This is a genomic window from Mesorhizobium sp. M0571 (assembly GCF_040320985.1).
Lineage (GTDB): Bacteria > Pseudomonadota > Alphaproteobacteria > Rhizobiales > Rhizobiaceae > Mesorhizobium.
Genome location: NZ_JAMYQT010000004.1, coordinates 12,843 through 37,051, shown reverse-complemented (window position 1 = coordinate 37,051; position 24,209 = coordinate 12,843). Strand labels below are relative to the sequence as shown.

At 60.5% G+C, this 24,209-nt stretch carries 20 protein-coding genes and 1 pseudogene; 16 read left to right on the top strand and 5 right to left on the bottom strand.

All coding sequences use genetic code 11. The annotated features are described in order from the left end of the window. Position 1 precedes the first annotated feature (1 nt). The 3 genes from NKI85_RS06555 to NKI85_RS06545 are packed head-to-tail and all read left to right on the top strand — an operon-like array spanning position 2 to position 2,129. Positions 2–775, top strand: a complete 774-nt coding sequence (locus NKI85_RS06555; RefSeq protein WP_352529880.1) for a thiazole synthase — start codon at positions 2–4, stop codon at positions 773–775. Next, complete coding sequence (locus NKI85_RS06550) at positions 772–1,377, top strand: thiamine phosphate synthase (protein ID WP_352529882.1); 606 nt, start codon at positions 772–774, stop codon at positions 1,375–1,377. Before NKI85_RS06555 ends, NKI85_RS06550 begins: the two co-directional genes overlap by 4 nt. Continuing rightward, on the top strand, positions 1,368–2,129 hold the full coding sequence (locus tag NKI85_RS06545) for a hydroxymethylpyrimidine/phosphomethylpyrimidine kinase (RefSeq protein ID WP_352529884.1): 762 nt from the start codon (positions 1,368–1,370) through the stop codon (positions 2,127–2,129). Before NKI85_RS06550 ends, NKI85_RS06545 begins: the two co-directional genes overlap by 10 nt. A gap of 725 nt (positions 2,130–2,854) precedes the next feature. On the opposite strand, the gene NKI85_RS06540 is transcribed toward NKI85_RS06545, so the two are convergent. Beyond that, complete coding sequence (locus tag NKI85_RS06540) at positions 2,855–3,841, bottom strand: methyltransferase (protein ID WP_352776415.1); 987 nt, start codon at positions 3,839–3,841, stop codon at positions 2,855–2,857. Positions 3,842–3,872: 31 nt separating this feature from the next. Continuing rightward, positions 3,873–4,100, bottom strand: a pseudogene (locus NKI85_RS06535) (transposase); the annotation flags it as partial. A gap of 411 nt (positions 4,101–4,511) precedes the next feature. On the opposite strand from NKI85_RS06535, the gene NKI85_RS06530 reads away from it, so the two are divergent. From NKI85_RS06530 to NKI85_RS06515, 4 genes are all read left to right on the top strand, one after another. Next, the gene (locus NKI85_RS06530) at positions 4,512–4,775 is read left to right on the top strand and encodes a hypothetical protein (protein ID WP_352529888.1); all 264 of its coding nucleotides are present in this window, start codon (positions 4,512–4,514) and stop codon (positions 4,773–4,775) included. 262 nt (positions 4,776–5,037) lie between these two features. After that, complete coding sequence (locus NKI85_RS06525) at positions 5,038–6,252, top strand: glycosyltransferase family protein (RefSeq protein ID WP_352529890.1); 1,215 nt, start codon at positions 5,038–5,040, stop codon at positions 6,250–6,252. 1 nt (position 6,253) lies between these two features. Then, on the top strand, positions 6,254–7,498 hold the full coding sequence (locus NKI85_RS06520; protein WP_352529892.1) for a glycosyltransferase: 1,245 nt from the start codon (positions 6,254–6,256) through the stop codon (positions 7,496–7,498). Further along, positions 7,495–8,673, top strand: coding sequence for a glycosyltransferase family protein (locus NKI85_RS06515; RefSeq protein ID WP_352529894.1), 1,179 nt, complete (start codon positions 7,495–7,497; stop codon positions 8,671–8,673). The genes NKI85_RS06520 and NKI85_RS06515 overlap by 4 nt, the downstream gene beginning before the upstream one ends. A 213-nt stretch (positions 8,674–8,886) precedes the next feature. Here the strand turns inward: NKI85_RS06515 and NKI85_RS06510 are convergent, their stop codons facing one another. After that, on the bottom strand, positions 8,887–9,555 hold the full coding sequence (locus NKI85_RS06510) for a class I SAM-dependent methyltransferase (RefSeq protein WP_352529932.1): 669 nt from the start codon (positions 9,553–9,555) through the stop codon (positions 8,887–8,889). A gap of 130 nt (positions 9,556–9,685) precedes the next feature. On the opposite strand from NKI85_RS06510, the gene NKI85_RS06505 reads away from it, so the two are divergent. The 4 genes from NKI85_RS06505 (at position 9,686) to NKI85_RS06490 (ending at position 14,322) form a co-directional block, all read left to right on the top strand. Continuing rightward, positions 9,686–10,006, top strand: coding sequence for a hypothetical protein (locus NKI85_RS06505; RefSeq protein ID WP_352529896.1), 321 nt, complete (start codon positions 9,686–9,688; stop codon positions 10,004–10,006). 17 nt (positions 10,007–10,023) lie between these two features. Next, on the top strand, positions 10,024–12,738 hold the full coding sequence (locus tag NKI85_RS06500; protein WP_352529898.1) for an ABC transporter transmembrane domain-containing protein: 2,715 nt from the start codon (positions 10,024–10,026) through the stop codon (positions 12,736–12,738). A gap of 157 nt (positions 12,739–12,895) precedes the next feature. Next, entirely contained in the window at positions 12,896–13,345 is a 450-nt protein-coding gene (locus NKI85_RS06495; RefSeq protein ID WP_352529900.1) for a cyclic nucleotide-binding domain-containing protein, read from the top strand. A gap of 122 nt (positions 13,346–13,467) precedes the next feature. Next, entirely contained in the window at positions 13,468–14,322 is an 855-nt protein-coding gene (locus tag NKI85_RS06490) for an MBL fold metallo-hydrolase (protein ID WP_352529902.1), read from the top strand. A gap of 1 nt (position 14,323) precedes the next feature. On the opposite strand, the gene NKI85_RS06485 is transcribed toward NKI85_RS06490, so the two are convergent. Together NKI85_RS06485 and NKI85_RS06480 are read right to left on the bottom strand one after the other, a co-directional pair. Further along, complete coding sequence (locus NKI85_RS06485; protein ID WP_352529904.1) at positions 14,324–15,088, bottom strand: polysaccharide deacetylase family protein; 765 nt, start codon at positions 15,086–15,088, stop codon at positions 14,324–14,326. After that, positions 15,085–16,173 (bottom strand): glycosyltransferase family 4 protein, encoded by a 1,089-nt coding sequence (locus tag NKI85_RS06480; protein ID WP_352529906.1) that lies wholly within the window; start codon positions 16,171–16,173, stop codon positions 15,085–15,087. The genes NKI85_RS06485 and NKI85_RS06480 overlap by 4 nt, the downstream gene beginning before the upstream one ends. Positions 16,174–16,247: 74 nt before the next feature. On the opposite strand from NKI85_RS06480, the gene NKI85_RS06475 reads away from it, so the two are divergent. From NKI85_RS06475 to NKI85_RS06455, 5 genes are all read left to right on the top strand, one after another. Beyond that, entirely contained in the window at positions 16,248–17,426 is a 1,179-nt protein-coding gene (locus NKI85_RS06475) for a DUF3095 domain-containing protein (RefSeq protein ID WP_352529908.1), read from the top strand. A 105-nt stretch (positions 17,427–17,531) separates the two neighbouring features. Further along, entirely contained in the window at positions 17,532–18,875 is a 1,344-nt protein-coding gene (locus NKI85_RS06470) for a nucleotide sugar dehydrogenase (protein WP_352529910.1), read from the top strand. A gap of 51 nt (positions 18,876–18,926) precedes the next feature. After that, entirely contained in the window at positions 18,927–20,267 is a 1,341-nt protein-coding gene (locus NKI85_RS06465; RefSeq protein WP_352529912.1) for an adenylate/guanylate cyclase domain-containing protein, read from the top strand. A gap of 149 nt (positions 20,268–20,416) precedes the next feature. Next, positions 20,417–22,312, top strand: a complete 1,896-nt coding sequence (locus NKI85_RS06460; protein WP_352529914.1) for an ABC transporter ATP-binding protein — start codon at positions 20,417–20,419, stop codon at positions 22,310–22,312. After that, the gene (locus NKI85_RS06455; RefSeq protein ID WP_352529916.1) at positions 22,309–24,207 is read left to right on the top strand and encodes an ABC transporter substrate-binding protein; all 1,899 of its coding nucleotides are present in this window, start codon (positions 22,309–22,311) and stop codon (positions 24,205–24,207) included. Before NKI85_RS06460 ends, NKI85_RS06455 begins: the two co-directional genes overlap by 4 nt. Positions 24,208–24,209 lie beyond the last annotated feature (2 nt).

The following is a 24,209-nucleotide window of genomic DNA, read 5'->3' as shown; positions in this document are numbered from 1 at the left end:
CATGTTCGATCTTCTCGGGATGACGCTTCAGTCCCGCCTGCTTCTCGGCACCGCTCAATATCCTTCGCCGGCCATCCTTGCCGATGCAGTCAAGGCGTCGGGCACGTCGGTGGTGACCGTCTCGTTGCGCCGTGAGATGGCAGGCGGCAGGGCTGGCGAAAAATTCTGCTCGTTGATCCGCTCGCTCGGCGTAGGAATCCTGCCCAACACTGCCGGCTGCCACTCCGTCAAGGAGGCGGTCACGACCGCGAACATGGCGCGCGAAGTCTTCGGTACGACCTGGATCAAGCTCGAAGTGATCGGCAACCACGACACGCTGCAGCCGGACGTGTTCGGCCTGGCCGAAGCCGCCCGCATCCTGTGCGAGGACGGTTTTGCGGTATTCCCCTATACCACCGACGACCTTGTCGTTGCCGAGCGGCTGCTAGAAGCGGGCTGCAAGGTCTTGATGCCGTGGTGCGCGCCGATCGGTTCCGCCCTCGGGCCGGTCAACATCATGGCGCTGCGCTCTATGCGCGGACATTTCCCAGGTATCCCGCTGATTGTGGATGCGGGACTCGGACGACCGTCGCACGCGGCAACCGTCATGGAGCTCGGCTTTGATGCCGTGCTGCTGAACACCGCAGTCGCCAAGGCGGCCGATCCGGTCGGTATGGCGCGCGCGTTCGGCAAGGCGGTCGATGCCGGTCGTGAAGCTTTCAGCTCGGGAATGCTCGAACCGCGCGACGTCGCCGTGCCATCGACGCCGACGATCGGCAGGGCAGTTTTTTCATGAAGCTCGATCCCTTCTACCTGATCGTCGACAGCGCTGCCTGGATCGAACGGCTGTTGCCGCTCGGCGTCAAGCTGGTGCAGCTGCGCATCAAGAGCATGGATGAAGCCGGGTTGCGCGCGGAGATCCGCAAGGCCAAGGCTTTATGCGCCCAGCACCAATGCCGGTTCATCGTCAACGACCACTGGCGCCTGGCAATCGAGGAAGGCTGCGACTTCGTCCATCTCGGCCAGGAGGATTTGCTATCCGCCGACCTCGCGCGGATACGGGCAGCCGGCGTGAAGGTCGGGGTCAGCACGCATGATCATGTCGAACTGGAAACGGCCATGGCCGCCATGCCCAACTACGTCGCGCTCGGCCCCATTTATCCCACCATCCTGAAGAAGATGAAATGGGCGCCGCAAGGGCTCGAACGGATCAGCGAGTGGAAGCGCCGGGTCGCGCCGATCCCATTGGTCGCCATTGGCGGCCTCAACCCTAAGCGGCTCGACGGTGTTTTCGAGGCTGGCGCAGACAGCGCGGCAGTGGTCACCGACATCACATTGAACGCCGATCCCGAAGCGCGCACGCGAGAATGGATCGAAAAGACAAAGCGATGGCGCTGAGGCGAGAACCGCATGTGCTCGTCGTCGGTGGATCGGACTCCAGCGGCGGCGCCGGAATAGCACGCGATATCGAGACGATCGCTTCCATTGGCGTGCGCACCTGTCTTGCTGTCACCGCGCTGACGGTGCAAACGCACGAAGCCGTCATGGAAATCAGTCATTCGTCACCGAACTTGGTGGCCGATCAGATGCGCGCCTCGCTGCAGGCCAACGAAGTGGCGGCCATCAAGATCGGTATGCTCGCGACGGCCGAGATCGTCGTTGCCGTTGTCGCTGTGCTGCGCGAAAATCCGCAAGTGCCGGCAGTACTCGACCCGGTGCTGGCCTCCACCTCAGGCCGGGCGCTCCTGGAAGCCGATGCCGTCGCCGTCATGAAGCGTGATCTGATGCCGCTTTGCCGCCTCGTGACACCCAATCTCCTCGAACTGGCGCTCCTTGTTGGCGCGGAACCGGCGGCGGATGAGAGCGGCGCGGTGAGACAGGGACGGGAATTGCTGGTAGCTGGCGCGCGGGCCCTGCTGATCAAGGGTGGCCACGCTGCGGGACCCCGTTCGATAGATATTCTGTTGAGGCGCGATCAGGAACCAATCCGCTTCGACTCGCCACGCCTTCCCGCATCGATGCGCGGGACGGGCTGCATGCTGGCCAGCGCGATTGCGGCGCACCTAGCGAAGGCGAGCCCACTCGAAGACAGCGTGCGCGAAGGCAAGCTGTTTGTGTTCGAGAAGCTCCAGAAGAATGCAGCCGAATGACCGTGGCCTTATGGTCAAGTCGATCGGCCGAGGGTAACCGTTCGCCCGCCTAAGCCGATGTCCGTCTTTCGACACCTAAGTCGTTGAATGCTGTCATGGGCGCGAAGCAGGCCGCCGATTCGCACGCCATAGCACGCTGTAGCCCTCTGCGAGACTGAACGGGATTTACTTCCGAGGCAACGACATGTCAGATCGGCCAAGCGGTCAGGAAGGAGTGCAGGAAATTGGTCGCAGGCAAAAGGCGCGCACTGAAAAATGGGGATCGATAGGGCTGCCGTTTCTACACTGCGGCCGCAGTTCCCTCTACTCTCACTCCATTGTATCCTGGAAAACTAAACTATTGATTCCAAAAAGGAATTATTTTTCAAATTTTTGGATACCGTCAAAAATACCGTCACATAACTGATTGAATCCAAATCTGCGACAGAATAGGTCGCAGTATCCGAAACCCCGCCGATCGCCGCACGGTTAAGTTCTGCAACAACGCTATACGTCCTGCTCGCAACAGTCGAGGACTTCGCCGGACGACCGGCCGAAGCGCGGCTGCTGGTGGAGAGTTTGCGAAGGAAGTCTCCCGACTTCACTCTCGCCGATGTACGCGCTCCGCTATCGCGAGACGGAGAACCTCGAGCGAACGCTCTCGGCGCTGAAGGTTGCAAGGCTGCCCGGATAGGGTCGGGGCGCCTCGGAGAGCCTTGCGTCCGAAACCAACCATTCAGCCACTATCAGCCCGTGAGGCGCGCACGAAACAACGTGCAGCCGTCCGTCAGGCGCGACCTGGAGATATCCCGGAATCCAGCCTCGGTCATCCACGCGCGATACTGACCTTCAGTGTACGATTCGCCGTGGCGATAGAGGTTCAAGAAGGTGAGATTCAGAAAGACACCCTCAGGCGGGCCGAGGCGGTCGTCATCGACGACACCCCACCCCGCAATTGCGATCTCGCCTCCGGGTGTGAGGCAACGCGCCGCGTTCAGGATCGAACTGCGCGCCTGGTCCGGCGGAAGGACCTGGACGACGGCCTTCAGGATCGCCAGATCGTGCCGACCGATCGATGGTGCGACAGTTATGTCCCCCTCTTCGACAACCACGTCGTCGGCACCGTACTCTGACAGGATATCTGGCGCGACCGCTGCGACTGTTGGGAGTTCCATCAGCGTCGCCGCAATCTGCGGCCGCCGCTCGCGAAGTCCGACGAGAATGGTCCCGGGGCCCCCGCCGATGTCGATCACCGAACCGATCGCCGAGAGGTCCATCTCCCGGGCCAGATGTCGGCCGAAAATCACCCCGCCCGGTGCGAGCATGCGGCTGAAGGCCGCCGCGGCCTCGGGCCCCGCTTCGGAAAAGTCGTGCAGCGCAGCCGGCCGGTTCTGTCGCAGCGACTCTGCGGTCAGCAGGTCGGCTCCCCAGAGCTCGCGCAGGAGCGCATGATCGCCGCCGCGATAGGTCGGCTTGGACGCGTCGAGGAAGGCCGACGCTTCGGCTCCGTTGCGAAATTGACCATCCTTGACTTCGAGGAGACCGATGCTGGCGAGCGCGTAGAGGAGCCGCGACAGACGATCGGGCTCGACTTTGAGCGCGGCCCCAAGGCTGTCAGCAGTCACCGCGTTGCCACCGAGCCGGGTGAAGATGCCAAGGTCCAGCCCGGCGCGAAGCGCCAAGGCGGGGGGCACCGCTGCGATCAGGTTGTCGATCCGATCAGAATCCACCATCACATCCCCTTCCGCGATCCAGGACCGACTTTGAAGCAGCCAGGTGATGGGCACGAACGGAGGTGCTGTCAATTATCTGAATATTGCCGTCGCGCGCTGCGGCAATAGTGTCCATAAGCCTGTCCCACACCCCAGCCTTTCGCCATCGCACGAAGCGGTTGCAACAGGTGGTGCGGGGGCCATATCGCTCCGGCAGGTCGCGCCATGCTGCGCCAGACCGCAGCACCCAGAAGATGCCATTCAGTATTCGGCGGTCGAGGCTCGTTTCGCCGAATTTTGCAGGTCTTTCCCCCTACTCCCACTCGATTGTTTAAACAGCATATAACTCATTGACATTACTGTAAAATATTTTTCATCACCTTGCAAAGTCCGACACCAGAACCGTCAAAAAATTACGCTTTTGATTTTAAAGGGAAAATCGCCACAAAAAGATATTTGAGGTTTCGCCAACTATCGGGGCCAATCGGCCGATTTTTTTGCACCTTGCGGCGTTCGACGCCGCGCCCAAGCCGTCTCGAAAAGTACCGTCACCGCCCCAGCTAAGGCATTAGCGAGAGGCCATAGCGATCGACAAGCAACCGGTGTTGCACACACCCTGCTGCCGGCGGTGTGTTGCGAGCGCTGGCATCCACTCGATTCCTGGCGAAATTCCGGCTAGCTTGGGCGATAGATGGCTCAGTTCTGGTCGGTGAATCATAATCAGACCGCCCGTCAAGGGATTGATGGGCAGCACCTTTGGTCCCTCAAGACCGAGAGCAATGGCGCGCGAAATGAGTTCCGCAACAACATGCGCCGTGCGACGCCCGGCGACCCTGTCGTTTCGTATGCCGATCAAGCAGTTGACTATATGGGCAGGATAGCGGAATTCGCCTTCGCCGTTCCGAAACCAATGGAGTTAGGAGAGACCGGAGCTTATTGGAATCAAGAGGGATGACTTCTGCCGATCTTTTGGACACCGCTTTCCCCTTCGATCCATCCCATCACAACAACAGGGAGTCTCGGCCCACTCCCGCCGAGGCGATATTCGGTAATCCATCTAGTTTCGGACTCAGGCAATCAGAAAGCCTACCTGACAGGCATTCCACAGAAGTAATACAAATTGAAAACCGCGGCCTCATGTTTCAAAACCAGGATTGTTTCGAAGCCGGCGGGTCGCTCACGGTCCTCAAAGCGAGAATTCTAAGAGACGTTCAACAATGACCCAGCACGCAGAAAACGCTCGAATTCTCATGTACAGCCACGACACGTTCGGGCTCGGCCACTTGCAGCGCTGCCGGACCATCGCGCATTCGCTGGTCGAGGATTTCCGCGGACTTCAGGTGCTTATCATTTCGGGTGCGACTATCGCTGGCGCCTTCGACTACCGCGCCCGTGTCGACTTCGTGAAAATCCCCAGCGTCATCAAGCTGCGCAACGGCGAATACACCTCGCTGGAAAAGGACATCGATCTGCATGAGACGTTACGGATGCGCCAGTCGATCATCCGCCATACAGCTGAGACCTTCCGGCCGGATATCTTCATCGTCGACAAGGAACCGCTCGGCCTGCGCGGTGAGATTGAGGACACGCTGTCCTACCTCAAGACGCGGGGCACCACGTTGGTGCTTGGCCTGCGCGAGGTGATGGATGCGCCGCATCTGCTCGAAGCAGAGTGGGCACGCAGGGATGTGATGCGCAAGATAGCCCTGTTCTACGACAAGGTCTGGGCCTATGGCCCGCCGGATTTCTACGATCCGTTGACCGGCTTGGACGTGCCGCCGGCTGTCAGGGCAAAGATGAGGTTCGTCGGTTTCTTGCAACGGAGCCTGCAGCGGAACGAGTTGCCCGGCCACCGGCCCGAGGGCGACTATATCCTCGTTACCACCGGTGGTGGCGGTGACGGCGCCGAACTGATCCACGACGTCATCGATGCCTATCAGCAGGATCCGCAATTGCAGCATAGGGCCCTGATCGTGCTTGGGCCTTACATGCCGGCGCGCAAGCGCAACAAGCTGCTCAAGAAGGGGTCCAAGATCCCCTACATCAAGATCATCGAGTTCGACAACCGCATGGAAGACCTGATTGCCGGCGCCAAGGCGGTAGTGGCCATGGGCGGTTACAACACCTATTGCGAGATACTATCTTTCGACAAGCCGGCGCTGATCGTGCCGCGCATCGAGCCCCGCCAGGAACAACTGATCCGCGCTCGGCGGGCAGCCGAACTCGGCCTCATCGAGATGCTTTTGCCGGAGGAAGCCAAGGATTCCCAGCGGTTTGCCGATGCACTGGTGGCGCTGCCGGACCGGCCCCACCCATCACAGAGCAATCCGCATCTGACGCTGGAAGGGCTGCCTCATATTTCCGAAATCGTCGCGGAACTACTCGACCGGCGGGCCGGCCATCACCTTTCGGTCATTGAAGGAATGACCTGAGTTGCAACATCGCAAGATCGTCGTGGTTCTGAAGGGCTATCCTCGGCTGTCGGAAACCTTCATCGCGCAGGAACTGCTCGGTCTGGAGCGTGCAGGTTTCGACCTGATACTCGTCGCGCTCAGGCGGCCGACCGACGCAAAACGCCACCCCGTGCATGACGAGATCAAAGCTCCCGTCCATTATCTGCCGGAATATCTGCATGAAGAGCCGCTGCGCGTGGTTCGCTCGCTGTTTGCTTATCTGCTGCGGCCGGGCTTCTGGCGCGCGCTCGGATCGCTGGCTGCCGATATGCCCCGCGACTTTTCGCGCAATCGAGCGCGCCGCTTCGGGCAAGCGCTCGTGCTGGCGGCCGAATGGCCGGAAGGCGCGGGCTGGCTGCATGCACATTTCGCGCACACACCGGCATCGGTGACGCGCTATGCCAGCCAGCTTCGTGGCCTGCCCTGGACCTGCTCGGCCCATGCCAAGGACATCTGGACTTCGGCGGACTGGGATCTGGCCGGCAAGCTTTCCTCGGCGCGCTGGACGGTCACTTGCACGAAAACCGGCTTCGACCGCCTGAAAAAACTCGCTAACGGCAACTCGTCTGTGCATCTGAGCTATCATGGGCTCGACCTTGATCGCTTCGGCAGTTTCGGCGAGGCGCGAAAGCAGCATGACGGCTCGACGCCGGACGAACCGGTTGTCGTTCTGAGTGTCGGGCGCGCCGTTGAAAAGAAAGGTTACGATACCTTGCTGGAGGCTCTTGCCCTGTTGCCCGGTGATTTGGCGTGGCGTTTCGAGCATATCGGCGGCGGCGAGGAACTGGAACGGTTCAAGGCGCTGGCGCAAAAGCTCGGACTGGATGGTCGAGTCTCTTGGAAAGGCGCGCTTGCGCAGGAGGAGGTGCTTGAGCACTACCGCCGCGCCGACATCTTCGCCCTGGCCTGCAGGATCACCGCAAATGGCGACCGGGACGGTCTGCCGAATGTTCTGGTGGAGGCGGCTAGCCAGCGGCTTGCCTGCGTGTCGACCGATATTTCCGGCGTGCCGGAGCTTTTATCGCCGGATGAAACCGGGCTGCTGGTTCCGACGGAAAACCCAATTGCCCTGGCACAGGCGCTGGAGCGCCTGATCCGTGATCCCGTACTGCGCGCCCGCCTCGGCGACGCCGCAGAGCGGCGCGTGCGCGACGATTTCGATCATATGGCAAGCATTGGACAGCTCAAGGAACTGTTCGAGCGGGAGTGGCGGGCCGCCGAATGAAGCGGCTGCGCGCTTTCTTCTATGTCCAGCACCTGCTCGGCATCGGCCATCTCGCGCGCGCCAGCCGCATTGCGGCGGCTCTGGTCGATGACGGGTTTGACGTTACCGTCGTGACCGGCGGAGCGCCGATCGCCGGGTTTCCGGGACTGGGTGTACAATCTGTAACCCTGCCACCTGTCACCTCCGGTGATGAAGGATTTTCGGGACTTGTCGACCTGCAAGGCAACCCGATCGACGATGATTTCAAGAAATGGCGTTCAGAGATGCTGCTGCAGGCATTCCGGGATTGCAGGCCTGATATCGTCATTGTCGAGGCGTTTCCATTTGGACGCCGGCAGATGCGTTTCGAACTCTTGCCGCTGATCGAGGCCATCGACGCGACGTCGCCCAGACCGCTGCTGGCGACGTCCGTCCGTGATATCCTCCAGGAGCGCGTCAAGCTGGGCCGAAACGAGGAAACGGTCGATCTCATCAACAGGCATTTCGATCTTGTTATGGTCCACGGCGATCCGGCTTTCGCAACCATCGACAAGACATTTCCACTGGCTGGGGCGATCAGGGCCGAGGTCACCTACACGGGGCTCGTTGCCGCGCCGCCATCGCCCGCGGCCTCCGAGCGCTTCGACGTTCTGGTGTCGGTTGGCGGCGGGGCTGCCGGAAAGAGCCTTGTCAGATCCACCATCGCAGCGGCGCGGAATGCCAACAACGCTTGGAAATGGTGTTTGATCACCGGCCCAAACCTGCCGAAAGACGAGTTTGACGCGATCGCACGCGATGCCACGCCGGGCCTGTCCATCTTCCGGTTCCGCGAGGATTTCGCCAGCCTGCTGACCGGCGCCCGCCTGTCAATCTCGCAGGCGGGTTACAACACGGTCTGCGATGTCCTGCGCGCGGGTTGTCGCTCCCTGCTCGTCCCATTTGCAGCCGGCGGGGAAACCGAACAGACGGTTCGCGCCCTGATGCTCGAAGAACTCGGTCTTGCAACGGTGCTGATGGAAAAGGACCTGACGCCTGAAGGTTTGGCGCAAGCGATCGAACAAGCGCTTGGGGAACCGACGCCATCCGCGCATCGTCTCGATCTGGAAGGCGCGCGTCGCTCCGCGCAAATCCTGCGCGAGCGGCATCGAACATGGTCCCTAAAAATGGGGCCCGGTTTCGGAAAAGTTCATGATTAAACAGACGATAGATCCTAGAGCGGTTCATCGTTTCACGCAGAACCGCTCTGTCTCTTTGTTTTGACGCAATTCCGGACGGAAAGCCGTTTCCACACTTTCCTGCAAATGCTCTAACGCGCGTCGCGTCTGGTGAGATTCGTGCGACGCGCTTCAAGTCCTGTTTTTATGCGTGTCGTTGTCCCAAAACCGCTACGCGCTTTTGGGCGAAATGCATTAAACAGTTCCAATCAGCATGAAGCGCGTATAATTTTTTGTCGGCAGTTCGCCGGAGAACCGCACCTCCCGTAGCGCCGCCATTTCCTCGAAGGCTGCAAGCGAAGCCACGCAGTTGATGTGCGTCGGCTCGCTGAAATAATCGTTCGATTGCAGCAGTACATTCGTGCCCGGCGGAAGCAGAGCAAGCCAGGCGCGCAGATCGGCTATGTGTTCGCAGCTCGTATTGACCATCAGATCGGGCCGCCCGGCCGCATAGTCGAGTGCGTACATATCTGCCGTCAGCGCCCGGAACCGGTCGCCGGCTTCCCGGTTGAGGGTCCGGGCGACCGGCGCGACTTCGGGATCGATGTCGATGCTATCGACCGCCGCGATGTCGAAGCGGGCGTCGTTGAAAAGCATTGCCGGCAATACGCCGTACCATCCACCCAGAACCCATATGCGCCCGAAGCGGCCGCCGCCGCTTTCGAACAGCCTGTCGAGCGCCCACATCTTGCAGGCGACCTGCTTGTGGTTGAAGGCGTTGGCGATATCGGCCTTCGGATGCTTGGCGACGACGCGCGCCAGCCCTGCCACGAGAGGGCAGTTGACATAAGCAGCAATTCCCCGCGTGAGGTCCAAGGCTTGCTCGTACCAGTCCATGGCATTGCGTGGTTGCGTGACATCCATCATAATTCGTCTTGTATGTTGGGATTTTGGGCGACACAACGCAATCTTGCCTCCCGCAAGACTGTTTGATTCCGCGGACGTGATCATGCTGCAAGCCGCTTGGCTATTGCCCGGTGCCGGAGAGAGCCTGTTGCATCTGTCCGGATCATCGGCGTCCATCCGCCAGCACCAGCCGCGCAGCTGCGGCCTCGTGCTGCTCGGCTGTTCGCCAAAGCCCTACGAAAGCCGCGGACCGTTTGGCCAGCTGCTTTCTTCGCCGATCAACAATGCCCATGTCGTTGCCATCGACCATGCGCCGGAACTGGATCGCGCCGCCTCGCAGGTTCCTTGCATCGTTGAGCGCAGGACAATGTCCGTGCACAGCAGCTTCGAGCTTGTCGTTGGCGATGAAGAAATTGCCGATACGCCATTCGCCAGCAGGTGCTTTTACATCCTGCATCCTTCCAACTGAAGGGTCCACAGTCGCATATGGAAGCCAGCCTAGCCCGCTATATCTGGACGCACACCAAGAAGCAGCAGCTCTGGATATTGATGATCGTCGTGCTTTCGATGATCCCGTATTTCATGTCCTTCGACCTGCCGAAGCTGATCGTCAACGGACCGATCCAAGGTCGCGGCTTCGAGCAACCGGGCGCGACCCAGCCATTCATGAGGCTACACTATAACCTGCCGTTCATTGGAGAGGTCCAGTTCTTCTCCGGTTTTCAGCTCGACCGCAAGGAGACCCTGTTTGCCCTGAGCCTTGTGTTCCTCTTGCTAGTCGTCATCAACGGCCTGTTCAAATTCTACATCAACACCTACAAGGGCCGCCTCGGCGAACGCATGCTGCGGCGTATCCGCTTCGATCTGGTCGACCGTGTGCTGCGTTTTCCGCCGGTTTACTTCAAGCGGGTGAAATCCGCCGAAGTGGCGACCATGGTGAAGGACGAGGTGGAGCCGCTGGGCGGCTTCATCGGCGACGCCTTCCTGCAGCCGGTACTGCTCGGCGGCCAAGCGCTGACGGCCATGCTGTTCATCATGATCCAGAACGTCTGGCTCGGAATGATAGCGGTCGTGATCGTGGCGATCCAGATCGTGCTCATCCCGCGAATGCGGCGGCGGCTGATCGTGCTCGGGCGCCAACGGCAGTTGACGGCGCGCGCGCTTTCGGGCCGGGTTGGCGAAATCGTCGACGGCATCGGCGCGGTTCACGTCCACGATACATCAAACTACGAGCGCGCCGACATAGCTGCCCGGCTCGGGCTCATCTTCAAGATCCGCTTCGATCTTTACCAATGGAAATTCATGGTGAAGTTCCTCAACAATTTTCTCGCGCAGCTCACGCCCTTTCTGTTCTACATGATCGGCGGGTATCTGGTCCTCCAGGGGCGGCTGGACGTCGGCCAGCTCGTGGCCGTGATCGGCGCCTACAAGGACCTGCCCGGACCGATGAAGGAACTGATCGACTGGGATCAGGATCGGCAGGATGTCCAGGTCAAATATCAACAGGTCGTTGAACAGTTCACCGTCGAAGGTCTCATCGCGCCGAAAATCGGGGCATTGACGATCGACGATCCCGATCCGATGACCAAGCCGCTGTCGGCGATCAATCTGTCCATAGCAGACGATGGCGGTGCAATGCTCCTCAACCGTATCTCCCTCCAGGTCAAGCCGGGTGAGACGGTGGCACTGGTCAGTACCGCAACAGGTGGAGCGGAGGCGCTTGCAGAAGCCTTCGCGCGGCTGAACTGGCCGGACAGCGGAAGGGTCGCTTCGGGCACCGACGACCTGCTTGAACTCCCCGAAGCAGTAACCGGCCGGCGCATGTCCTATGCCTCGTCGGATGTTTTCCTGTTCCAGGCAAGCCTCCGCGACAACCTGCTCTACGGGTTGAAGCATGCGCCGCTGACATCGGTGCCTTATGACGGTGCTGCGGCAGATCAGCACCGCTGGAACATTCACGAGGCGCGCCGGTCGGGCAATCCGGATCTTGATATCCACAGCGACTGGATCAACTATGCTTCCGCTGGCGCTACCGGCCCGCACGACCTCTTTGAAGCCGTGCGCCGGGTGCTCGACGCGGTTGTTCTGTCGCGTGACATTCTGGATCTCGGCTTGCGCTCTTCGGCCGACCTCACGCGTCACACGGAGCTTGCCAGGCGGATCGTCGAACTGCGTGCGGCGCTGCGGACCCGGCTGGAACAAGAGGGGCTGAGCGGACTGGTGGTTCCTTTCGAACCGGGCGCCTACAACAAGGAAGCAACGATCGGCCAAAACCTGCTCTTCGGCGCTGCCGCCGGCCCCGAACTGGCCGACAGGGCCCTGGCGGCCAATCCCTATTTTGCTTCCGTGCTGAGGCAAGCCGGCCTCGACCGCACGCTCTACGAAATGGGCTTGGAGATCGCCAAACAGGCGATCGAGCTGTTTGCCGACCTGCCGCCCGATCACCAGTTCTTCCAGCAGCTCGCCTTCATGAGCGCGGAGGAGATACCCGCCTACGAAACCTTGCTGCAACGGCTCAAGAACCGTCCCTACGAGGCGGTTTCGGAGAACGATCGCGCCATGATCGTCACCTTGAGCTTTGCCTACATCGAGCCCCGGCACCGCTTCGGCCTGCTGAGCGACGAGCTGATGAGCAAGATCGTCGCTGCACGCAACCGGTTCTATGAAGACCTGCCGCCCGAGCTGCACAATGCGGTCGAACGGTATGATCCTGCCAAATACATTGCCGCGGCCACCGTCATGGATAATGTCCTGTTCGGGCGTGTGGGCAACAATCATCCCGACGCGCCCGACCGCATACGCTCCATCGTCTATGACATTCTTGACGAACTGGGGCTTTATGGCGAACTTCTGGATGTCGGCCTGGACTTCAACGTCGGCTCCGGCGGCAGGCGGCTGACCGGTGGACAGCGACAGAAGCTCGATGTTGCCCGGGCCTTGCTCAAGCGTCCCGATTTTCTCATTCTCAACCGGCCGCTGTCGGCGCTCGACCAGCGCATGCAAGATAAGGTGCTGCGAAATGTGCTCGAGGAAGCCAGGCGCGACGGCCATTCGCCGGCAATTGTGTGGGTCGTGACGAATCCGGCCATGGCGATGATGTTCGATCGCGTTATCGTCTTCGACTCGGGTCAATTGGCGGAAGACGGAACACACGAGACACTTTTGGCAGGGAACGGTATCTTCAAGGAACTGTTGTCATAGAGCAACGGACATTCAGATGGGATCATTCTGCCGGTGCACGACATCGGGCTCGCCACCTTTCGCGTGGTTTGTCTCGCCATCCCGGAAAGAGAATTGATTCCATCTGGGCGTCCGTTGCTCTAGTCTGGCAAACGCGAATTTTGGAAGGTTTGCGACAATGCTGCTCAAGGATGAAGTTGGAATGCTGCAACGCGTTCCCTTGTTCTCTGCCATCGAGCCGACAAAGCTCAAGCTGCTTGCGTTCACATCCGATCGTGTGAGCTACAGCGCCGGCCAGATCCTTTTCCGGCAGGGCGATGAGGGAGACGCCGCCTATGTCATCCTTTCAGGCAGGGCGGATATTCTGGTCGATTCCGACAGCGGACCGATAAAGGTTGCCGAACTAATGCCAAATTCGATCGTTGGCGAGATCGCCATATTGTGCAACAGCTCCCGCACTGCCACCGTCAGAGCGGCAAGTCCGCTGGAAGCCCTGAGAATCAGCAAGGATCATTTCCTAAGGCTTATGAGGGAGTTCCCGGAAATGACCATCGAGATATTGCGGGTTCTTGCCGATCGCCTAAGCCATACGACCGCGGATCTGATCGACGCACGAAGCGCCAAATAACGAATGACGTGCGCTCGATCCTCGCCGTAGTGACGGCACTGTCCTCTCGCTGAGAAGGTCACCCGGAGAAAGCCTGTCTCGCCTAGCAGCAGTTGTTTGGATATGATGGGCGAAGGGGTAGCATGGACGACGACGTTTTCCTGGTCAGGTTTTGGGGTGTCCGCGGCAGCATTTCGGTATCAGGCCCAGAATTCTCTCGCTATGGCGGCAACTCAATCTGCATTGAGATGCGATGCGGTAAGCATACGCTTCTGTTCGACGCAGGCTCTGGCCTACGGCCTGCCGGCGGCGCGCTTCAGGCGTTGGGCTTGACCGATTTCGACCTGCTTTTCACCCATTGCCATTACGATCACATCATCGGGCTGCCGTCTTTTGCGCCGATCTATGACCGGGGCGCCAAGGTTACGCTTTGGTCCGGGCATCTTGCAGGACACATGACGACCCGGCAGATGGTTGATGAGTTCATGCGGCCGCCGTGGTTTCCGGTGAAACTGGAGGTCTGCAAGGCAAGCCTCGACTATCGCGACTTCGTATCGGGAGACGTGCTTCGCCCGCGCGAAGGGGTGGTGGTCCGAACCGGCAGTCTTATGCATCCGGGCGGCTGCATAGGCTACCGGGTCGAATGGGGCGGCCGCGTCGTGGCGGTGATCACAGACACTGAGCACGAGCCGGACAAACTCGATCAGGCGGTGCTCGGCCTGATCGAAGATGCCGACCTCGTCATTTACGATTGCACCTACACCGAGGAGGAAATGGAACGCCGCCGCGGTTACGGGCACTCGACATGGCAACAGGGCGTCAAGCTCTGTGAGGCGGCCGGTGCGCGGAGGCTTGCGCTATTTCACCACGATCCGACACGCACTGACAAGGAACTGGACAAGATCCAGAAACTGGCCAAGGACAGGTTCACCGGCGCTTTTGCCGCGCGGGATGGCCAGACGCTCAAACTTCCAGTCTCACTGCGCAAAAAGCGCTGAGCTATTTTCCTCTACCGGCACTGCGCCCGATCAATGTCCTGATCGGAAGCCATGCGCAGGCTTCAGTCTGTGCGGTGACGGTGAACAGCCGTTCGAGGAAAAGCCAGGCCGATTCATCATGTACGAGATGGTGGGTGAGCAGTCCGACCGATTCGCCGCCGTCGATTGCATGCCGCAGTTGCGCGATGATAGCCTCAACCAATAGGCCGTGATCGCGGCAGCCGCGCGTGCTATGCCAATCCATGATGTCGACATTGCTGTTGATGACCGCCAGTGGAGCCCGCCTCGGCGGCCCATAGACCGACAATGCCGCAAATCCTATCGATCCAAGTTCGGATACCAAGCCGGCGTCGATCCTGTTCCAGGGTGGCACCAGCATTGGAACGGCACGTGCGCCGTGCAGGCCGGTTACGTGCGACAGCCCGCGAGCCAGATCATCGAGCACCGCCTCGCGTGGCCGATGCGCGCCGAGCTCCTGCTTTTTCTGGCCCTCGGGCGCATGATTTCGGTGCGCCCAGCCATGGATGGCGACCGTGGCATGCGGCGCCTCGTCAAGCCGGACGACAAGCTTCTCATCAGTCAGGGCCGGAATGACGGCCAGAGTCACCGGAACCGCGAATTTACCGGTGAGGTCGAGCAGCCGATCAAGCGCAGGCGTCGGATCCACGGCGTCATCGTCGCGCAGCCAGAACTCTGCCTTACGGTCCGCCCGTTGCCGGCTCGCCAGTTCCTCCACCAAGTGTTGCCAGATCTGATCGGATGTCATGAAACCGGGATCTTCGCAAGAAGTTCGGCCAGACGCGCCGCCGCAGCACCGAGAGAACGTTCTTCGAGGATGAAACGTCTGGCTTCCGCGGCCATGATGGTTCTTTCGTCGTTACGGGCCAGAAGCCTTTCAATGGCAGAAGCGAATGCCGCCACATCGCCCGGCGGGGTGAGAAACCCGGCCTGGCCATCCCGGACGACCTCCGGCACGCCGGCGATGTCCTGAGCCACGACCGGAAGGCCGGCGGCCTGTGCTTCAAGATAGGCAACGCCATAGGCCTCGCCGAAACCCGGCCAGACGTAAATTCCCCCACTGTAGAGGACATCCGGCACGGCGGCTGGCTCAATCGCGCCAAGCCATTCGATACGCTCGGCGGGCAAGCCGGCGAATTGCGCTTTGATCTCCTCGCGGGCAGGTCCGTCCCCGACGACCGACATGGTCCAGGGCAGGTGACCGATCGAACCGAGCGCCTGCGCCAGCATGCGATAGCTTTCGACTTTGTCGCCCGGGCGCATCATGGCGACGGTAACGAGGCGCGTCGGACAACCCCGTGCCGGCGTTTCCCGGAATAGCGATGTGTCGATGAAGGGCGAAAGCATGCCGAAAGCGGCGTCGGGTACCGCATCTGCCAGTCCCTGACGATCCCTTTGCGTGAAGCAGATGTTCAGCGCCGCCTGTTCGACGGCTCGCGCCACCAACGCTTGCGTATCGGCCCACAAACCGGTGTTGCGCCGCCTCGAATAGGAGGCTTCCGCTGTCACATAGGGGACACCAAAGGCCAACGCCAGTTCGGGCCCGATCAGGTCGGGCGCCTTGTAATAGGGATGATAGGTGAACCACAGATCGGGCTTGCCGTCACGATCCCAAAGCCTTGCCAGCCGCGCGGCTTCCTCCCGGGCCTCGATCTTGAGCGCATCGAAACTTTTCGAATCCGGTTCGCGTAGATAGAAGCGCAATTCGGATGCCAGTTCGACGCTATGCCCTCCATGCTCCAGCGCCTTGACCAGCATCCGTGCCATCTGGCGGTCGCCGGAGGCAACGGGATGATTGGGCGACTTCAGCGGCGCATAGAAGGCAATTCGCATCGCCGGACCCTATCATCGGAAAGCCTGCGCAAGTCAATTTCGAAGCATGATCGACTTCACCCTCAAGCACTGGAATGTGCTATCTGATGCTCATGGAAACAGCTGCCGCGTCCGATCCGTTTGTTGCTTCTCTGCCGGTCTTCGCCAGGTTCGAAAGCGTTGCCGATATCGATAACTATCGGCCTCTCCCCGATAGCTGGGCGCTGGCCACCGCCGACATCGTCGGCTCGACCAAGGCGATCGAGGCGGGGCGCTACAAAACCGTCAATATGGCCGGCGCCAGCGTCATTTCGGCGCTGCTCAATGCGCTGGGTAGGCAAGATCTTCCCTTTGTCTTCGGCGGCGACGGCGCGCTCGTGGCGTTTCCCGGCTCGGCGCTGGAGATCACCCGCAACGCGCTGGCGGCTGTCCAGAGATGGGTGGCGGACGAACTGGATCTGACCTTGCGTGCCGCAATCGTGCCGATAAAGGATATAAGAGCGCAAGGCCTCGACGTTCGCGTGGCGAGGTTCCAAGCCTCCGATGCGGTCTTCTATGCCATGTTCGCCGGCGGTGGCGGCAGTTGGGCGGAAGCCGAGATGAAAGCGGGGCGCTACCGCATCGATCCTGCGCCGGCCGGCGCGCGGCCGGATCTGACCGGCCTCTCGTGCCGCTGGAACCCGATCGAAGCCCGGCATGGCGAAATCGTCTCGATCATAGCCATACCGGGGGCGTCGCGCGACCTGCGCGGTTTTCAATCTCTGGTTTCCGACATCATCGCCCTTGCCGGCAGGCAGGAACGTGATGGCCACCCGGTGCCGGTGAACGGGCCGGACTACAGTTTGCTGCCCGCCGGCCTCGATATCGAGGCGCGCGCCACGGCGCCGGCAGGATGGCGGTGGCTGTCGAAGCTGTGGATAGTGTTCCTGATGACGCTTACGGCCGTCACCGACAGATATGGCTGGACGATCGGCAGATTCGATCCGAAGATATACAAACGCGAAGTGGCCAGCAATTCGGATTTCCGGAAGTTCGACGATGGCTTGAAGATGACCATCGACGTTGACACGGATGTGTTGCAACGGATCGAGAACCGGCTGAAACAGGCGGAAGAGGCGGGCATCTGCAGCTATGGCCTGCACCGCCAGAAATCGGCCTTGATGACATGCCTCGTCGCATCGCCGCTGCAGCGCGATCACGTTCATTTCATCGATGGCGCCGCCGGCGGCTATGCGATGGCTGCCGCAAGCCTGAAGGCGAAGGTGCCGGTCTGACGGCTTGCGGACATCGATTTTCCGCAATATGCCTCGGGGCTCTTGGGGCCGGTGGGCCTCACCATGGAAGCGGACGGCCTGTCCGAATTGACGGGAAGCAGATTGTTGGACGCCTCACGATCGACATATGACCGTCTTCTGAACCGGATTTCGACGCGTGCCGCGCAAGTCGGCGTGATCGGACTGGGCTATGTCGGGCTGCCGCTGGCGGTTGCGATCGCACGCGCCGGCTTCCCGGTTTCCGGCTTCGACATCGAAGCCCAGAAGGTCGAGAGCCTGAACAACGGCCAATCCTACATCGAGGCGGTGACGTCGACAGCCCTTGCCGGCCAGGTGGCGAGCGGACGGTTCCGCGCCACTGCGGATTTTGCCGAACTGGCCGTCTGCGATGTCATCATCATCTGCGTTCCGACACCGCTGACGAAACACCGCGAGCCGGATCTCTCCTTTGTCAGGAACACGGCAGGCACCATCGCGAAGCATTTACGTCTCGGCCAGCTGATCGTACTGGAATCGACTACCTATCCTGGCACCACCGACGACGTGATCAAGCCCATACTGGAAAAAACCGGCTTGCAGTCGAAGATAGACTTCTTCCTCGGCTTCTCGCCCGAACGCGAGGATCCCGGCAACCGCAGCTTTGAAGTCGCGACGATCCCCAAGGTCGTGGCAGGTGACGGCATTGAAGCGGCGACGCTCGTGCAGGCTTTCTACCAGGGTGTGGTCAAGACCGTCGTTCCGGTTTCCACCACGGCGACCGCCGAGGCGGTCAAGCTGACGGAAAACATCTTCCGCTCGGTCAACATAGCCCTGGTCAACGAGTTGAAGGTCTTGCTCGGTGCGATGGGAATCGACATCTGGGAGGTGATCGAGGCGGCAAAGACCAAGCCCTTCGGCTACATGCCTTTCTATCCTGGCCCTGGACTTGGCGGGCACTGCGTTCCGATCGATCCCTTCTACCTGACGTGGAAGGCGCGCGAATACGAACTGCCGACCCGCTTCATCGAGCTGGCGGCAGAGATCAACACGGCGATGCCGCGTCATGTAGTCGATGAACTGGCGAAGGCGCTGGACCGGCGCTGCGGCAAGGCGCTCAGCCGCTCGCGCATTCTCATCATCGGGCTCGCCTATAAGAAGAATGTGCCCGACATCCGCGAAAGCCCCTCATTGCGGCTCATTGAACTCATCGAGGAATGGGGCGGCAAGGCGGAATTCCACGATCCGCATGTTACCGAAATCCCGGCCACACGGGAGCATATGGCGATCAAGGGGCGTCGCTCGGTCGAATTGACCGAGGTGGCCTTGAAGGATTTCGACGCTGTCGTCGTTGCAACCGACCACGACGCGATCGACTATCAGGCGATCGCGGATTACGCTCGACTGATCGTCGATACACGCAATGTTTTTGGCCGCCTCGGGCTAGCCCGAGAGACCGTGGTGAAGGCCTGACGGCGTCCGAGCCGGCGAATTTGTGGCGGATCAAGGAGATTTCGAGATAGCATGAACACAGCGCAAGCAGAAATTTCTGCCATTCTCATGGATAAGGTTGCCGATTGGCTGACCCAATCGGCGTTGGCGGGCGACGACCTGAAAACATTGGTAAGGGGCTTTTGTGAACGGCTGGCTGCTGCCGGCCTGCCGTTGAAGCGGGTGCATTTGAGCTTTTCGATGCTTCATCCGCTTTATGACGCGCTTGGCTTCACCTGGCTCCGCGGCCAGGGCCTGGAAGTGGAAGGCTTCCGCAATGAGGACGGCGTTCATTCTGACAGATTCCTGACCAGCCCATACTACCATCTGCTCAGCCACAAGCTCGACCATCTGCGGCGCCGGCTCGACCCGTCGGTGCCGTCGGAATTTCCTGTTTTCGATGACCTCAAGCTTATGGGCGTCACCGACTACATGGCTTTCGTCCATCCCTTCAGCGGCAACACCAGTCAGGGCATGATCGGGTCTTGGTCCACCGACAGTGCTGCAGGCTTCAGCGACAGCATGATTTCGGCGCTGCTGCGCATCCAGAACCATCTCGCTATCGCAACCAAGATGGCGGTGCTCACCAAGCTTGCCGACAACATGATGACCACTTATCTCGGCGGCGACGCCGGCAGGCGGGTGCTGGACGGCCAGATCAAGCGCGGCGAGGGCGACACAATCCGGGCTGCACTGGTCATGGCCGATATGCGCGGGTCGACAAGGCTTGCCGAAACCTCCGGCCGCGAAATCTATATCGATACGCTGAACCAGTTTTTCGATGCCATTGCTGCACCTTTCAATCGCAGAGGCGGGCAGATCATGAGTTTCCTGGGGGATGGCTTCATTGCCGTCTACCCTTGCGAAAGGCACCGTGCGCAGTCCGAGATCGCCTGCCGGGCTGCCCTTGCGGCAGCGCACAAGGCCACCGCGCGCATGATGGATCTCAATCTGCGCAGAAAGGAGCAGCGGTTGGGCGACATTAAATTCGGTATCGGCCTGCATGTCGGCAATGTGATGTTCGGCAATGTCGGGCTTACCGACCGGCTCACATTCTCTGCCTTCGGCTCGGCTGTAAACGAGGTCCAGCGCCTTCAGACCCTGACCAAGAAATATTCGCACAGCGTTCTCGCCAGCGAAGATTTCGCCGGCTATTGCAGCGCCAATAGCTGGCTGACGCTCGGCAAGGAGGAACTGGCGGGCATCAAGAAGAAGCTGACGGTGCTTTCACCCGATTTGTCGGGTGCTCTCGCACTCGATGAAGACGGTGCGCTGGAGCCGATTTACGACCGAATATCGGACGCCGAGCAGGTCATGCTGCTTCATCGCGATGCCGCGCGGCTGTCGGCGGGCGACCCGAGGAAGCTCCAGTAACCGCCACGATCTGATCCGAACGCGTTTGGTATGCAGTCCGGTCGCCGGTTCCGCCAGGGAACTGGCAACTGTTCGAATCCAAGTTGCTCTAGGCTGGCAATGCGGTAGTCTCGCCTTCTGGACCTGCCAGAGTGGGGGCTGGTGTGAGAATGAATTTGGGCGTTGATCTACTGCGGATCGAGGATGTTGGCATCTCTTTTGCCATTATAGGGGGACCGTTGCATGCCGTCAGGCGTGCAAATCTTCGCGTCCTGCCCGGCAAGGTTACCGCGCTTGTGGGCGAGTCCGGTTCCGGAAAATCGGTTCTCAGCCAGGCAGTGATGGGCATTTTGCCGAACACAGCCCATGTTCGCGGCCGTATCCTGTTTTCCGATCCTGAAAAGCCCGGCACGACGCAGGATATCCTGCAGATGCCGCGTGACGGACCCGAAATCCGGGCGTTGAGAGGCAGCCGCATCGGCAAAATATTTCAGGAGCCGATGACATCACTGTCGCCGCTGCATACGATCGGCAATCAGGTGAGCGAATCCCTGCAGATTCATACGCCCATGGCTCGGGTGAAGCGCAAGGCGCGGACCGAGGAAATGCTCGGCCTTGTCGGCTTTCCCAACCCCAAGCGCGCCTATGACATGTATCCCTTTGAACTTTCGGGAGGATTGCGTCAACGCGCAATGATCGCCATGGCGCTTATCTGCCGGCCCGCCCTGTTGATCGCCGACGAGCCGACGACGGCGTTGGACGTCACCATCCAGGCGCAAATCCTGCAATTGCTGCGCGAGCTTCAGACGAAGCTGAACATGGCGATGCTGCTGATCACGCACGACCTTGGCGTAGTCGCCAATGTAGCCGACGAGGTGGTGGTCATGTACCATGGCGAGATCATGGAAGCGGGACCCGTGGAGGCGATATTCCGCCGGCCAGGCCACCCTTACCTGAAGGGCCTGATGGCAGCCGTTCCGCATTTCGACCTAAAGCCTGGCGAAAGGCTACAGGCGCTCCGCGAGGTGCCGGTGAATGTCGAGAACCTGCTCGGCAAGCAGACGGCGCCGGCATCGAAGGGGCCGGACGACCTCCTGCTGTCGGTCAAGGATCTGACAAAGACCTTCACGATCCGCAAGTCCGGATGGTTCGGCGGAGATCATCAAACCTCTGTTCGCGCCGTGGACGGCGTGAGCTTTGATATCAGGCGGGGTGAGTGCCTGGGTCTTGTCGGCGAAAGCGGCTCCGGCAAAACCACCGTCAGCAAGATCCTCATGCGGGCTGTCACCCCTAGCGGCGGCTCTGTGATCTTTAACGGCCGCGATGGTCCGATCGACGTCTTGGAAGCCGAGGGAGACGCGCTGCGCCTGTTGCGCGCGAAAATCCAGATGGTCTTTCAGGATCCGGTTTCGTCGCTTTCACCTCGCATGACGGTGGAGAACATTTTGAGCGAGCCGCTGGAAATCCATCGACGTGGCAATGCCGCGTCCCGACTCGCCACAGTCAAGAGCCTGATGCAGGCAATCGGGCTCGATCCGCGCTTCATAAAGCGTTATCCCCACAGTTTCTCCGGCGGGCAGCGTCAGCGTATAGGCATCGCGCGCGCGTTGGCGCTGGGGCCTGAACTCCTGATCTGCGACGAGCCGGTTTCGGCACTCGACGTCTCTGTCCAGGCGCAGATCCTGAACCTTCTGAAGGACCTGCAGAAGGAACTGGGCCTGACCTACCTGTTCATATCCCACAACCTGGCGGTGGTGGACTACATGGCAGACCGCATCGCGGTGATGTGCGGCGGGCGTATCGTCGAGCTCGCGCCGCGCGAAATTCTGCTTAGGAAACCTATCCACCCCTACACGCGCTCACTGGTCGCCGCAGTACCTTTCCCCGATCTCGACAGGCCGATGGATTTCAAGACGCTGAAACTCAGCGGCGCTTCCGACACCAGCGCATGGGGGCCGCAATTCCGCGACGAGGGCGACGAGGATATGCTGTCGCCGCTCGATCTTGGCGGCGGCCACCTCGTGCTGGCCCGACGTTCGGCCGATGTCAGCGAGCTACGCCATTGATCAGCCGGCGCACCGTCCTTGGACTCATGGCTTCGGCATTTCTGCCGGGCACGTTGCAGGCCGGCGATTTGGAGCCGGAATTTCTTGAGCCGCAGCTGAAGGCCAGAGCGCTGCCGGCACTCGCCGAACGCCTGCCCAAGCGCCCGCGCGCGTTGAATCTCGCTGCGATGGGCCGGCAGCCCGGCCAATATGGCGGCACGCTGCGCACGATCATCGGCAGCCAGAAAGATATCCGGATGATGACGATCTACGGGTACGCTCGCCTGGTCGGCTATGACGAAAACCTTAACCTGCAAGCCGACATTCTCGAAAGTTTCGATGTAGCGGATGATCGTGTATTCACTTTCAAGATACGAGAAGGACATAAATGGTCTGACGGTAGCCTGCTGACGTCGGAGGATTTTCGCTATTGCTGGGAAGATGTCTGGCTGAACGATGAGCTTTCGCAAGGCGGGCTCGCCCCGGCCCTGCTGGCGGACGGCAAGCCGCCACGCTTCGAGATCGTCGATCCGTTGACGGTCCGCTATAGTTGGGATGCGCCCAATCCCGACTTCCTGCCCAAGCTCGCCGCTGCTTCGCCCCTATCGCTTGTTCTGCCAGCCGCCTATCTCAAGCAGTTCCACAAGAAATACCAGGATCCATTCCGGCTCGCCGGCCTAATGAAGGAGAACCGGGCCCAGAAATGGACGCTCTTGCATATCCGCATGTCGCGGCAGTATCGCCCGGAGAACCCGGAACTGCCGACGCTCGATCCCTGGCAGAACCGGACCAAGCCGCCGGCTGAGCAGTTCGTCTTCGAGCGGAACCCGTTCTTTCATCGAATAGACGAGAATGGCCGGCAACTGCCCTATGTTGACCGGATTGTCATGAATGTCAGCTCGTCGGCGATCATTTCCGCCAAGACCGGTGCGGGCGAGAGCGACCTGCAAGCCATGGGAATTGACTTCAGCGATTACTCCTTCCTGAAGGATACGGAGAAGCGCTACCCGGTGAAGATGCATCTCTGGAAACGCACACAGGGTTCGCGGCTGGCGCTGCTGCCCAATCTGAATTGTGCCGACCAGGTGTGGCGTGGCCTTTTTCGTGACGTGCGGGTGCGCCGCGCACTTTCGCTCGCTGTGGACAGGCGCGAGATCAATTTGGCTGTGTTCTACGGATTAGCGCAGGAAAGTGCCGATACGGTCCTGCCTGAGAGCCCGCTCTACCGGCCGGAATTCGCGAAAGCCTGGGTCGCCCATGATCCCGACCAGGCCAATGCCCTGCTCGACGAGGTCGGGCTTCAGGCGCGTGACGATGACGGCCTGCGGATACTTCCCGACGGACGCTCGGCGCAGCTGGTAGTGGAAACGGCCGGCGAAAGCACGTTGGAAACCGACGCGCTCGAGCTCATCACCGATCACTGGCGCAAGATCGGCATCGCCCTGTTCATCCGGACTTCGCAGCGCGACATCTTCCGCAGCCGCGCGCTTGGTGGCCAGATCATGATGTCGATGTGGTCGGGCATCGACAATGGTGTGCCGACCGCCGACATGAACCCGTACCAACTGGCCCCCACCGTCGACGACCAGCTGCAATGGCCGCTCTGGGGTGCTCACTACTTGTCCCGTGGCAAGGTCGGTGAAGCGCCCGATCTTCCGCCTGTGGTCGAGTTGATGGCTTTGCTCAAGCGCTGGAACGCATCGACCGAAGCCACGGAGCGCGCCGAAATCTGGAATTCAATGCTGTCGATCTATACCGATCAGGTGTTTTCGATCGGCACGGTGAACGGAACGCATCAGCCGATTCTGGCATCCTCGCGGCTGCGCAATCTGCCTGACAAGGCGCTCTACGGCTACGACCCGACCGCCTATTTCGGTGTCTACATGCCGGATACATTCTGGCTTGGAGAGTCCTGAGC